This is a genomic window from Bradyrhizobium sp. JR4.3 (assembly GCF_040547695.1).
Classification (GTDB): Bacteria; Pseudomonadota; Alphaproteobacteria; order Rhizobiales; family Xanthobacteraceae; genus Bradyrhizobium; species Bradyrhizobium canariense.
Genome location: NZ_JBEPQF010000003.1, coordinates 233,217 through 246,242 on the forward strand (window position 1 = coordinate 233,217; position 13,026 = coordinate 246,242).

Here is a 13,026-nt window from a genome sequence, read left to right on the forward strand (position 1 = left end):
CGGCCACACTTCTGATTCAGAACGGGATTTTAAGGGCCAAAGCCGCTATCGGGCCGTCAGAACACGAAGGCGGCGGCTCGTTCCAGCCCAGGAAGGACCGGGGCCGCGGCATCGAACAGCGCCCGATGGCCGAATTCGCCGTGAGTATGGGTGACGATCATGGCTCGCGGCGGCCTGGATTCGGCCGAGACCCCCAACAGGCGCCCACCCTCCTTGAGCTGCCCGAGCAGCCCTGCCGGCGTCACCTCGGTGGCGCCGTTGAGGACGATCACATCATAGGGGCCGGCAGCGGCATCACCCTCGGTGCAGGCCGCGGCCTTGCAGGCCACGTTGGCGAGCCCGAGGGCGGCGAAGGCGTCCTTGGCCTTCGCGGCCAAGGCCGGATCGCATTCCGTCGCGGTGACCTGACGCGCAAGCTTGGCGGTCAGCGCAGCGAGATAGCCCGTGGCGCAGCCGACGACGAGCACGTTGTCATCCTCGCCGATCTCGGCGGCCTGGAGCAACTTGCCGGTCAGTTGCGGCTTGATCAGGAACCGCTTGGCGCCGCCCTCGCTGACGTCGAGATCGAGGTCGAGATACGCCAATGCCTGCCGGCTGGCCGGCACGAAGGCCTCGCGCGGAACCGTGAGCATGGCATCAAGAACACGACGGTCGGTGACGTCACTGGTGCGCACCTGGCCATCGACCATTTTTAGGCGCGCCGTCGAGAAAACGGACATTTGCGGACCCTGCAAGGCGGACGATGCCGCGGACGAAAGTTGGCGGCATCTTTGGAACAGGCCCTGCGAAAACGCAACATGGCTTTGGCCCGCGAAACGGGCCCTTCCGCAACTCGCAACGTCGAGGGTGAGCCGCCTATTCGATCGTGACTGCGAGGCGGCCGATCAATGCGGCGACTTCATCCAGCCGTGCCGAATCGTGGGTCTCGACCGCCCGCGCGAGACAGGCGAGGCATTCGTCATCGCTGAGTTCGGGGATGTCCGCCGGCAGAATGGAGGGAGCCAGCGGGGAACGGTCGACCTGGATGTCTCGCATGGGAATCAGCTCCGTAAAGGGCCGGGGCCTGGAAGCTCGATTTCAATTGAGTCGTTTTGGCGTCGCGGCGGAGGATGCGGGCCCGCCACGGTACACATCTAATTGAGAATTTGCCGCAACGAGATCGCATCCCAGATCAGAGTCTGGACGCAAACCATTGACGATGAAGCGGAATTTGGCTCCCCGGGCTGGATTCGAACCAGCGACCATCCGATTAACAGTCGGATGCTCTACCGCTGAGCTACCGAGGAAAAGGGCGAACCCGTCGTTCGCGCGCGGCTGCGTATAACAAAGCCGCTTGCGCTTGCAAAGGACGAATTCGCCATCTCGCACATTGCGGCGAGGAAGGGCGCGTGGCCCCTCCTCCGCCTGGCCTCAGGCCAAGTTACTCGGCGACGAACGAGGTGGTCTTGGTGCCGGAATCGTAGCGCAGCCGAAGGGCGGTGAACTTGCAGAGGTTGACGTTCTTCCAGAGCACGGTCTCGTCATAGTTCTGCCAGTCGACGCGGACGTTCCAGACGCATCCTTCGTCGTCATCGTCGAACTCGACATAGGTGCTCGCCTGGTTCTGCAAAACCTTGTCCAGCTCGTTGTCCCATTCGTCCACGCCATCGTCCGGGGCGTTGAAGCCCAGGAATTTGATGGCATAGCCGGTCTCGTTGACGACAGTGACGTTGCGCGCGTCAGCCGCGAACGACGGCGCGGCGGCAATCGATAGACCGATCGCGATCAGTGCAGACAGAAAATACTTCATATGAAATTCCCCCGATCGAAACGGGCTTTCGGTGCCTGACGTCGATCGGCGCAGGCGCCGCGGCAACCAATGGTGTTGCCTTGGAGGATTCGTCGGAGGCGCAATCGAAAGGTTCAAGACGCGATCGATCCGCCTCCGGCTCTCTGCGCGACGCGAGACGCGCAGCGAGCCAATTCTTATCGATTCGAATTCTCCGCAGCAATGAACCGGCATTCATAGATCGGCGCGGCTTGTGGTCTCCGGCGCGGGCGCCGGCACCGTGCGGAATGTGATTTTTGTCGCAGGCACAACTTCGCGTCCTCGCGACGTATCTCGCCCGAGTTTGCTTTGTCTCATCGCCCTCCTCCGTCAGAGGGCGCAGGGAACACCGGGTGCCGGCTGGCACCCACGGTCCACTGTGCGAAGGTTGCGCTACGAGAGGCTGCACAGCGGCATACAGGTGAAGCCCAACACACGGCCTTCCCTGCGCAGTGGTTTGACGGCTTATGCCGTGCTCTCCCCGGGGAGCGATGCATTATTGCCCCCGTCGCCTTGCGGATGGCTGATGCGGATGCCCGGTCGGGCCGCCCACATCACCACAAGACTTGACGCACAGACCCCGGGCGTCAGGACGACACGGTTTTGCCGTACGCTGTCAGCACCGGTCGTGTGCGCGACGCCTTCGCTCACGGTTTTGCCGCCCTGCGAAGCCCTTCGCGCCGATGCTGCCCGCGTCCACCGCAGCTCACCCCACGTTTCGTGACGATCGCGATACGCCCCTCTGACCGGGGGATGAGGTGGCGGCTGAATACGCCAAAGCCGAATTTCGGTAAAGCGGAATATTTTTGCGCGAGCGGATTGACCCGTCGTTTGGGTGTTTTGCCCGTCGGGCAACGCAAGGGATTGAAGCCCGGATTGCTTCGCGAATCCGGGCTATCGGCTGTCGCCTCACGGCCGCCGACACACCGGGTCGATCTCGATCAGTGCGTCCTAGCAGCCGGCTGCCAAAAACTGCTCGTGAGGAACCCTCGCGGCATCAATTTCCGAATTCGGAGAAACAACATGATCTTGCGCGACGCAGCGATCTGCCCGATTAGGGAATCATTCGGTGAGGTCATTTGACACAGATATGACAATCGAAGGACGCATCTGCGGCCGGCATCCGAAGCACATCACCCCCGCCCACAGTCTTTCCGCAGCATACCCACAGGCATATCCACAGGCCGACTATGCCGGATTCGCGAGCCCGCGCGAGCCACTTGCTGCGCACAAACCCACAGGCCCGGTATGTCAGCCGCCGCCCTGATCGAACACAGTGCGGCAAGCCTCACTCAAGCTTGACCTGTTACGGCGCAGGCACGCCGTGATGGCCCGGACGTTGGGGATCTCGCCGGCGCAGAGCCGGTAGACGTCGGGGGTGCAGGCCCGGCGCTGCTCGGGCGTTCCCTGCTGCGCATGGGCGGCGGAGGCAAACAGCGTGAGGAACAGCCCGACCGTCGAGGCGCGACGCGCCCGGCTTTTCACACCCGCAAACCGCAAGAACCTCGCCTTCATGACCAGTCTCCCGTCTGCCTTGCCCGCCGGCCTGTGTTGGCCGGTGTGCGAAGGGGTAGGAGAAATAAACAGCGGAAGATGTGACCTCCTTCACACTGCGGGCACCGGCAGGAACCTAAGTTTCCCAACGGGATTTCATCAATCGCTAACCAATCGGGACCCGATTGGCCGATCGTTAAAATACGAACGATCGGCTCAACCGGGAAGCAAACCGGCTTTGCGACATTGCGCCATCCGCGGGCCGGAGGGTGTGATGAGCGAAGCCGAATTCAACTTGCTGCTGGACGCCGTCCAGGACGCCATGGTCCATGAAGATCTGGCGTTCGTGCCGGGGGAGGATTTCGTGCCGCGCTCGTGGACCTATTACGCGAAGCCCAAAGCTGCCAATGACAACGAGGGCGCGTGGCCCCTGCTACCTTTCCCGGACGGCTGGTACGCGGCCTGCTGAAGCCAATTTCATCGTGAGCCGATGCGCCCGCGCTCTGCGGGCATTTTGCTGTGGCGACTACGCTGCGAATCCCGCGTGACCGCGATCAGGTCTTGACGCGCTCCCCGTCGTCCTGCGGCGCCTGGTCGGGTACGGCCGGCGGAAAGATGCTGTCGTAGATCGCGCGGGCCTCGCGAATGAGGCGAGCCCGCTCCAGCTCGGATTTGGGGACAAATCGGACGATTTCGCTCACGTGCTCTCCAGCGCTCGATCGTTGGGATGCATCACTTCGCAGATGCGAAGACTATGCCAGCGGGCTGAATGGCGGGTTTCCGCGGGCCCCCAGGCAAACCCGGTGTGCGCAGCCGGCACGTATCGCCCCCGCAGGCTGATGGCAGCCGCGACACGATCGGATATTCGCTGAGATATCAGGAGGTTGTGATGGAGGCCACGTCGGGACTCGAACCCGAGTAAACGGTTTTGCAGACCGGCGCGTAACCACTCCGCCACGTGGCCCCAACGAGGGCGGAGCAATATAGGGGATCACGGGTTTAGGCAACCCCGACCGGGCAGCTACGCCTTCGCGCCGCCGAGATATTGGCCGAGAATCTCATCGGTCGCACCGGCCGCCACGATCCGCCCCTCCTCCAGCAGGATCGCGCGGTTGCAGGTGCTCTTGATCAGCTCGACGTCGTGCGAGGCGAGCACCAGAATGCCGGCGCGCACGACGATCTCGTCGAGCCGCTGCCGCGCCTTCTTGCGGAACTGCTGGTCGCCGACGCCGATCCATTCGTCGAGCAGCACGATCTCGCCCTCGACGGCGGTTGCGACCGCAAAGATCAGGCGCAGCATCATGCCGCTGGAATAGGTGCGCAGCGGCAAGTCGAGCCGTTCGCCGAGCTCGGTGAATGCGGCGATCTCCGCGCGCCGGGCGTCGATCTCGGAGCGCCGCGCGCCGATCACGAGCCCGCGCCGCATGATGTTCTCGTAGCCGGTCGCTTCCTCGTCGAATCCGGCCGAGAGATCGAACAGCGGCTGGCAGCGGCCCAGCACGTCCACGCTGCCGGACGTCGGATGGTAGATGCCGGCGAGCACCCGCAGCAGCGTGGTCTTGCCGGCGCCATTGGCGCCGATGATGGCGACGCGGTCGCCGGCACGGATGTCGAGACTGACATCGTTCAACGCGGAGACGATGTGCGGGGTCGCCATGGTCTGCCGCAGTGTCACCGCGTTGACGAACCGGCTGCGCAGCGAGCGGTCGCGGAACGACAACACCGGAAATCTCACCGAGACGTTGCGAAGCGCGATATGAGCTGCGGGGGTCATATCTCGCGCCTCACAGCCAATACGCCACGCGATGGCGGTATTTCGCGTAGCAGCCGAGGCCGATGACGGCCACGACGGTCGCATAGATGACCCCGAGCAGCCATTGCTCCGCATCGGTCGGCTGTGAGAGCAGTGGCCTGCGCACCAGATCGAGCAGCGTCGCGAACGGATTGGCGCGGATCAGCCAATAAAACGCGGTGCCGCGCACGGTGTCCTCGGTCCAGATGATCGGCGTCAGGAAGAACACGAATTGCAGGCCGCTGACGATCGCCGAGCCGATGTCACGAAACCGCGCGCAGAGCATGCCGAGCGCGACCGAGCCGCCCAGCAGCACGACGAGCAGGATCGCAAAGCCCGGCACCGCGAGCAGCATGCTCCCATGCAGCGGCCACGGCATTACCAGATAGAGCAGTACGACGATCACCAGATGATGCGCGAAGATGAGGACGTTGCGCGCCATCATCTGGAGAACATGCACGATCAGCGGCGCCGGCACCGCCTTGATCAAATGGTTTGATGCCACGAAGATGTTGGAACCTTCCTGGAGCGTCGTCGCGATCAGCGTCCAGACGATCAGGCCAATGGCAAAGGGCGGCAGAAAGCTCGCAATGTCCTGCTTGAACAGTGCCGCATAGACCGTGCCGACGCTGGCAATCGTCGCGGCGAGCGTCAGCGTGATCCAGAGCGGGCCGATCACGGTGCGCCGGTAGCGCAGCGAAATGTCCATCAGGGCGAGCGTGCCCCAACGATCGAACCGCGCCGCCTGGGCAAGGATCTCCTTGGCTGCAAGCTGAATGCGACGGTCCCTTCCGTTTCCGGCGTTCCGATGATCAGGATAGCAGATCGCGGCCTGTTGGCCGATGGTCTCTATCCGCCCGCCTCTCGCGGGACAATCGGCCGTACGGATGATCCGGACCGGACTCAGGCTCGCTTGCCCCGCCGGACACCGCGCCGGCGGTCCTTCACCGGCGGCTTCGGCGCCAATTCGGGCATCTCGGTCTGGACCTCGCGGTAGCGGGTTAACATCCGTTCAAAGCTGGCATTCAGCGTCTCGGCGATGTCCGGGCGCTTCTCCAGAACGGAGAGGATCGTCGCTGCCGCTTCGATGGTCGACAGGCCGTCCTTCCGAGGCTCCTTGCGCAGGCGGCCGTAACGCGATGGCGCGGCCGGGTTGAGGATGACGCGCTGGCATTTCAGCATCCAGGGGTTGCGCCACCACAGGGCCTTGGCCTGGCTCCAGGTGCCGTCGAGCAGCACCACACCTTCGAGCTTGCCGAGGCGAGCGCGCTGGTTGTCCGCGACCTCGCCCTTGCGGTTGAGCGCCAGGATTTCGTCCTCGGCCTCGAGATCGGCGGCGTGGGCTGAGCCGAGATAGAGCACGGCCCAGTGCGAGGCGTTCTCGATTGGTTGCCCCAGCGCCTTCGACAGGCTCGGCCAGGACAGGCCGACCCGCAGCGTGGCACCGGCAAAATGCTTCGCAAGCAGCCGGGCGGTGCCGAGCGCCCTGTCCTGCTCCTGCGGATGCTGAAGGACCAGGAGCGAGAGCCGGTTCTTGATGGGCGTGACGCTGTCGCAGATGCACAGCGGCATCGGCTTCTGGCAGTGCGGGCATTCGGGGATCGGATCGGCCGGCGCGGCGGCGGTGGGGTTCGACATGGTCGCCGCTATACGCTTTGCAGGGCTGTTCAACAACCCGCCTATTCCGCCGGCGCAGGCACCGGGCGCGGCTCGCGGCGCCGGCGCAGGCGGTCGATCAGCAGGTAGATCACGGGCGTGGTGTAGAGCGTCAGGATCTGCGAGACGAACAGCCCGCCGATGATGGTGATGCCGAGCGGGCGGCGCAGTTCCGTGCCGGGCCCGGTCGCGACCACCAGCGGAATGCCGGCGAACAATGCCGCCATGGTCGTCATCAGGATCGGACGGAAGCGTGCCTGGCATGCCTCGAAGATCGCCTCCGCCGAAGACAGGCCGCGCTGGCGCTCGGCATCGAGCGCGAAATCCACCATCATGATGCCGTTCTTCTTGACGATGCCGATCAACAGGATGATGCCGACGAAGGCGATCACCGTCAGCGGCGTGTTGGTGATCTGCAAGGCCAGCAGCGCGCCGAGGCCCGCCGAGGGCAGCGTCGAGATGATCGTGAGCGGATGCGCGAGACTCTCATAGAGCACGCCGAGCACGATATACATCGCCACCAGCGCGCCGAGGATCAGGAGCGGCTGGCGGCCGCTGGTCTTGGCGAAATCGCCGGCGTTGCCGTCAAAACTGCCGCGGATGCCTTCCGGCATGTGCAATTCCTCGACCGCGCGCTGGATGTTCTGCGTTGCGGCCTGGATCTGCACGTCCGGCAATAGGTTGAACGACACCGTGGTCGATGGGAACGATTGCGAATGATAGACCGCGAGGGCGGCGAGCCCGCGCGTCGCATGTACCACGGCCGACAGCGGCACCTGCGCGTCGCCCGCGCCGGCGACATAGATGCGATCGAGGTTGGACGGATCGACCTGGAATTTCGGGTCGATCTCCAGCACGGTCATGTACTGGTTGCGTTGGGTGTAGATGATCCCGATCTGCCGCTGCGAGAACGCGTTGTTAAGTGCGTTGTCGATGTCCTGGACGCGCACGCCGAGCGCCGAGGCCTTCTGACGGTCGATCGACAAGGTCAGTTGAAGCCCGCCGGGATCGCGGTCGCTGGAGATGTCGGTGATACCCTCGACGCTCTCCATGCGCTTGGCCACGATCGGCGCCCACTTTTGGAGCAAACCGAGATCGGTGCTGGTCAGCGTGTACTGGTAGTCGGAATCGCTCTGCCGTCCGCCGGCGCGCACGTCCTGGGCGGCGAACATGAACAGGCGGATGCCGGGCACCGGGTATAACGCCCGCCTGAGACGGTCGATCACCACCTGGGTTGAGACGTGGTCGCGCTCCTCCGGCGGCTTCAGGCTGATGAACATGGTGCCGCGATTGGAGGTCGCGCCACCCGGCCCGCCGCCGCTGCCGACGGTGGAGCCGATGCCGGCCACGGCCGGATCCTGCATCACGATGTCGGCGAGCCGCTGCTGCAGGCTGAGCATGGACTGGAACGAGATGTCGGCCGAGGCGCGTGTCGCCCCGATGACGAAGCCGGAATCGTCGGTCGGGAAATAGCCCTTGGGAATCTTGATGTAGAGCGTAATTGTGAGGCCGATGGTGGCGAAAAACACCAGCAGCGTCAGCAGCGGATATTCCAGCACGGTGCGCAAGGTGCGGGTGTAGAAGGCGACGATGCGCGACAGCGAGCCCTCGATGATCCGGTCGAACAGCGTCGCCGTGCCGGACGTGGTCTGCCGGATGTAATGGGCGCAGATCATCGGCGTCACCGTGAGCGACACCAGGGTCGAGACCAGGATCGCGAAGGTCAGCGTCAGCGAGAACTCGCGCAGCAGCCGGCCGACGATGCCGTCCATGAAGATCAGCGGCGTGAAGGCCGCGATCAGCGACAGGCTGATCGACACCACGGTGAAGCCGATCTGCCGGGCGCCGTCCAATGCCGCCTGGAGCGGCCGCATGCCGTGCTCAAGATTGCGGTACATGTTCTCGATCATGACGATGGCGTCGTCGACCACGAAGCCGACGGAGATCGCCAACGCCATCAGCGACAGATTGTCGATCGAGAAGCCCGCGACCCACATGCCGGCGCAGGTTCCGGCCAACGCCAGTGGCACGGAGATTCCGGCCGCGATCGTCGGCGTGAGCCGTCGCAGGAATACGAATACGACGACCATCACGAGAATGGCGGTCGCGAACAAGGTCCACTGCATGTCGAGTACGCTGGCGCGGATCGTACTGGTGCGATCGACCAAGGTGGAGACGTCGACGCCGGCCGGGATCCACTGCTTCAGCGCGGGGATCAGCTCCTTCACCCGGTCGACGGTCTCGATGACGTTGGCGTCGCCCTGCTTGGTGATCTGGATCAGCACCGCCGGCTGCTTGTTGAACCAGGCGATGGAACGGGCGTTACGGACGGAGTCCTCGATGTCGGCAACATCGGAGAGCCGGACGAAATTGCCGTTCGCGCTTTTGATGACGATGTCGCGGAACTCTTTCGCCGTCCGCATCTGCCTGTTGAGCGACAGCGTTTCGCTCTGGCGCTCGCCGTTGAAGATGCCGACCGGACCGAGCGGGTTGGCGTTGATAATCGCAGTTCGCACGTCATCGGTGGCGATGCCGGCGTTCGACAGCGCGACGGGATTGAGCTGAATCCTGACCGCCGGCTGGTCGGCACCCGAGATCGTCACATTGCCCACCCCCGGCACCTGCGAGATGCGCTGCGCCAGCACGGTATCGGCGACGTCGTAGACCGCGCTGGCGGACAGCGTCTTCGAGGTCAGCGCCAGCACGAACACGGGCGCGCCTGCGGTATTGGCCTTGCGGAAGCGCGGCAGCGTCGGCAGATCGCTGGGCAGGTCGACCAGCGCGGCGTTGATCGCGGCCTGCACGTCGCGCGCGGCCTTGTCGATGTTGCGGCCGATGTCGAACTGGAGCTGGATGCTGGTCGTGCCGAGTGACGAGGTCGAGGTGATCTGGTTGATGCCCGCGATCTCGCCGAGCCGCCGCTCCAGCGGCGAAGCAACGGTCGCGGCCATCACGGACGGATCGGCGCCGGGACGGCTGGCGGAAACGAAGATGGCGGGGAAATCGATGTTCGGAACCGAGGCGACGGGGAGGAACTCGTAAGCCACGATACCCAGCAAGAACAACCCGATCGACAGCAGCGTGGTCGCGACCGGGCGGCGGATGAAGGGCTCCGAGATCGATGCCATCACTGCATCCCCTCGGTCGCGCCCGCGACGGGCGGCCCGCCGGACTCCGCCGGCGGCAGCGCCTGCTCGAGGCGGCGGTTGATGCGGTCGAGGGCGAGGTAGATCACCGGCGTGGTGTAGAGCGTGAGCAATTGGCTGAGCAGCAGGCCGCCGATGATGGAGATGCCGAGCGGAAAGCGCAGCTCGGCGCCGGTGCCGCTCTCGATCGCCAGCGGCAGCGCGCCGAACAACGCGGCCAGCGTCGTCATCATGATGGGACGGAAGCGCAGCAGACAAGCCTGCACGATCGCCTCGTTGGGCGACATCCCCTGCCTGCGCTCGGCCTCGAGCGCGAAGTCGATCATCATGATCGCGTTCTTCTTGACGATGCCCATCAACAGGATGATGCCGATCAGCCCGATCACGGAGAGATCCTGCCCGCACAGCATCAGCGCCAGGATCGCGCCGACGCCGGCCGACGGCAGCGTCGAGAGGATCGTGATCGGATGGATGTAGCTCTCGTAGAGCACGCCGAGCACGATATAGATCGTGATCACCGCGGCCAGCAGCAGCCAGGGCTGGCCGGCGAGTGCCTTGGCGAATTCGGCGGCGTCGCCGGCATAGACGCCGACGATGCTGTTGGGCATCTCAATCCGGGTCTCGATGGTCTTCACGGCCTCGACGGCATCGCCGAGCGCAGCGCCCGGGGCGAGGTTGAAGCTGAGCGAGATCGACGGGAACTGGGCCTGGTGCGAAATCGCGAGCGGCGCGGTGGTGCGGGTCAGCGTCGCCACGGCGGAGAGCGGCACCTGTGCGTTGGGCGCGCCGGCGGTCGCGCTCGCCCCGCCCGGCAGATGGAGCTTCGACAGGATCGAGGGATCGCGCTGGTACATCGGCAGCGCTTCCAGCACCACGCGGTACTGGTTGGCCTGGCCGTAGATGGTCGAGATCTGGCGCTGCGCGAAGGCGTCGTTGAGCGTGTCGGTGATGCCCTGGAGGCTGACGCCGAGCTGGCCGGCGCGGGTGCGGTCGACCGTGAGCTGCGCCCGCAGACCGCCTTCCTGCGCCTCCGAGGAGACGTCGCGGAACAGCGGATCGCGCCGCATCTCGGCAACCAGCTTGCGCGCCCATTCCGACACCAGCGCGGCGTCGGTGCCGGTCAGCGTGTACTGGTATTGCGAGCGGCTCGACTGGGTCGAGATTTGCACATCCTGCACCGGCTGGAAGTAGACGGTCATGCCGGGGATGGCTGCCACCCGCTCCTTCAGCCGCGTGATGACGACGCTGACATCGTCGCGCCGCTCGCCGCGGGGTTTCAGCGTCATGACCAGACGGCCGACATTGGTGGTCGGATTGACCGAGCCTGCCCCGATCACCGAGACCACGCCTGTTACATCGGGGTCGGCCTTGATGGCGTCGGCCGCGTCGGCCTGCCGCTTCTGCATCTCTGCGAACGACACGTCGGGACCCGCTTCCGTCACCGCCGTGATCGAGGCGGTGTCCTGCAGCGGCAGGAAGCCCTTTGGTGCGACGACATAAAGCGCCAGGGTCGCGATCAGCGTGGCGAAGGTCACGACCAGCGTCGCGCGCTGGCGCTCCAGCACCCAGAGCAGCGTGCGGTGATAGAACTCGACGGTGCGGTCGATGAAGCGGCTGACCGCGGCAAGACCCGGCACTGCCAGCTCTTCATGGGCATGCTTCAGCAGGCGCGAGCACATCATCGGCGTCAGCGTCAGCGAGACCACGGCGGACGTGACGACCGCGATCGTCAGCGTCAGCGCGAATTCGCGGAACATGCGGCCGACAAGGCCCGACATGAACAACAGCGGGATAAACACCGCGATCAGCGACACCGTCAGCGAGATCACGGTGAAGCCGATCTCGCTGGCGCCCTTCAGCGAAGCCTCCATCGCGCTGTCGCCGTTTTCCATGTGGCGGACGATGTTCTCGATCATCACGATGGCGTCGTCGACGACAAAGCCGGTGCCGATGGTGAGCGCCATCAGCGACAGATTGTCGAGGCTGAAGCCGGCGAAATACATGATGCCGAAGCTGGTGATCAGCGAGAGTGGTAGCGCCACCCCGGCGATCAGCGTGGCCCTGAGCGAACGCAGGAACAGCAGCACCACCAGCGTCACCAGCACCACGCTGAGGATCAGCGTGAACTGCACGTCGCGGACCGAGGCACGGATGGTGACGGTACGGTCGGAGACGATGGTGAGATTCACGCCGGCCGGAATAGCGCGCTGGACCTTTGGGATTTCCGCGCGGATCTGGCTGACGACGTCGATCACATTGGCGCCGGGCTGACGCTGGATGTCGATGATGACGGCGGGCGAGCCTTGATACCAGCCGCCGGTGCGGTCGTTCTCGAGGCCATCGACGATCTGAGCGACGTCGGCAATCGTGACCGGCGAGCCGTTGCGGTAGGCGATGATGACAGGCTTGTAGGCGTCGGCGGCGGCGATCTGGTCATTGGCGGCGATGATGTAGGATTGCTGCGCGCCGTCGAGCGAGCCTTTCGGCCCGGAGACGTTGGCATTGGCAATCGCGGTGCGCAGGTCTTCCATGGCGATGCCATAGGCAGCTAACCGCGCCAAATCCGCCTGGATGCGGACGGCCGGCTTCAACCCGCCCAGGACCGAGACGCGTCCGACGCCGGAAATCTGGCTCAGCCGCTGCGCGAGAAGCGTGTCGGCGATGTCGCTCATCGCCCGCAACGAGATGGTGTCGGAGCGCAGCGCCAACGTCATCACCGGCGCATCGGCCGGGTTCACCTTGGCGTAGGTCGGCGGATAAGGCAGCGTCTTGGGCAGCACGCCGGCCGCGGCATTGATCGCGGCCTGGACGTCCTGGGTCGCGCCGTCGATATCGCGGTTGAGATCGAACTGGAGCGAGATCTGGCTGACGCCGAACGAGCTCGTCGAGTTCATCGCCGACAGCGACGGGATCTGGCCGAGTTGCCGCTCCAGCGGCGCGGTAATCAGCGAGGCGATCACGTCGGGGCTCGCGCCGGGCAATTGCGTCGTCACCTGCACGGTCGGGAAATCGACCTGCGGCAGCGCAGACACCGGCAGCGCGAAATAGCCGAGCAGCCCGCCGATCAGAAGCGCGATGCCGAGCAACGAGGTCGCGATCGGCCGTCGGATGAAGGGTTCGGAGACGCCCAT

Annotated in this window: 10 protein-coding genes, 2 tRNA genes and 1 pseudogene; 1 reads left to right on the forward strand and 12 read right to left on the reverse strand. The window is 64.9% G+C overall.

All coding sequences use genetic code 11. The features are described from left to right. Positions 1–56 precede the first annotated feature (56 nt). The 5 genes from ABIB91_RS07025 to ABIB91_RS07045 form a co-directional block, all read right to left on the reverse strand. Positions 57–719, reverse strand: a complete 663-nt coding sequence (locus ABIB91_RS07025) for a protein-L-isoaspartate O-methyltransferase family protein (protein WP_354160675.1) — start codon at positions 717–719, stop codon at positions 57–59. Positions 720–855: 136 nt separating this feature from the next. Then, complete coding sequence (locus ABIB91_RS07030) at positions 856–1,035, reverse strand: hypothetical protein (RefSeq protein WP_007591158.1); 180 nt, start codon at positions 1,033–1,035, stop codon at positions 856–858. Positions 1,036–1,211: 176 nt separating this feature from the next. Then, positions 1,212–1,286, reverse strand: a tRNA-Asn gene (locus tag ABIB91_RS07035). A gap of 134 nt (positions 1,287–1,420) precedes the next feature. After that, entirely contained in the window at positions 1,421–1,789 is a 369-nt protein-coding gene (locus ABIB91_RS07040) for a hypothetical protein (protein WP_354160673.1), read from the reverse strand. Positions 1,790–3,058: 1,269 nt separating this feature from the next. Next, positions 3,059–3,322 (reverse strand): hypothetical protein, encoded by a 264-nt coding sequence (locus ABIB91_RS07045; RefSeq protein ID WP_007591186.1) that lies wholly within the window; start codon positions 3,320–3,322, stop codon positions 3,059–3,061. 253 nt (positions 3,323–3,575) lie between these two features. Between ABIB91_RS07045 and ABIB91_RS07050 the strand changes: the two genes are divergently transcribed. Further along, positions 3,576–3,770 (forward strand): hypothetical protein, encoded by a 195-nt coding sequence (locus tag ABIB91_RS07050; RefSeq protein ID WP_007591187.1) that lies wholly within the window; start codon positions 3,576–3,578, stop codon positions 3,768–3,770. Between the two features lie 85 nt (positions 3,771–3,855). On the opposite strand, the gene ABIB91_RS07055 is transcribed toward ABIB91_RS07050, so the two are convergent. The 7 genes and pseudogenes from ABIB91_RS07055 to ABIB91_RS07085 all read right to left on the reverse strand — a co-directional run bounded on the left by ABIB91_RS07055 (position 3,856) and on the right by ABIB91_RS07085 (position 13,026). Further along, positions 3,856–4,002 (reverse strand): hypothetical protein, encoded by a 147-nt coding sequence (locus tag ABIB91_RS07055; protein ID WP_007591188.1) that lies wholly within the window; start codon positions 4,000–4,002, stop codon positions 3,856–3,858. Positions 4,003–4,191: 189 nt separating this feature from the next. Continuing rightward, a tRNA-Cys gene (locus ABIB91_RS07060) sits at positions 4,192–4,265 on the reverse strand. 57 nt (positions 4,266–4,322) lie between these two features. Beyond that, positions 4,323–4,919, reverse strand: a pseudogene (locus ABIB91_RS07065) (ABC transporter ATP-binding protein); the annotation flags it as partial. Between the two features lie 166 nt (positions 4,920–5,085). Then, positions 5,086–5,802, reverse strand: a complete 717-nt coding sequence (locus tag ABIB91_RS07070) for an ABC transporter permease (RefSeq protein ID WP_354128227.1) — start codon at positions 5,800–5,802, stop codon at positions 5,086–5,088. A 194-nt stretch (positions 5,803–5,996) separates the two neighbouring features. Beyond that, the gene (locus ABIB91_RS07075; protein ID WP_354160667.1) at positions 5,997–6,731 is read right to left on the reverse strand and encodes a tRNA-uridine aminocarboxypropyltransferase; all 735 of its coding nucleotides are present in this window, start codon (positions 6,729–6,731) and stop codon (positions 5,997–5,999) included. 41 nt (positions 6,732–6,772) lie between these two features. Beyond that, a complete protein-coding gene (locus ABIB91_RS07080) occupies positions 6,773–9,877 on the reverse strand; it encodes an efflux RND transporter permease subunit (protein ID WP_354160665.1) in 3,105 nt (1,034 codons plus the stop codon). Beyond that, entirely contained in the window at positions 9,877–13,026 is a 3,150-nt protein-coding gene (locus ABIB91_RS07085; RefSeq protein ID WP_354160663.1) for an efflux RND transporter permease subunit, read from the reverse strand. The genes ABIB91_RS07080 and ABIB91_RS07085 overlap by 1 nt, the downstream gene beginning before the upstream one ends.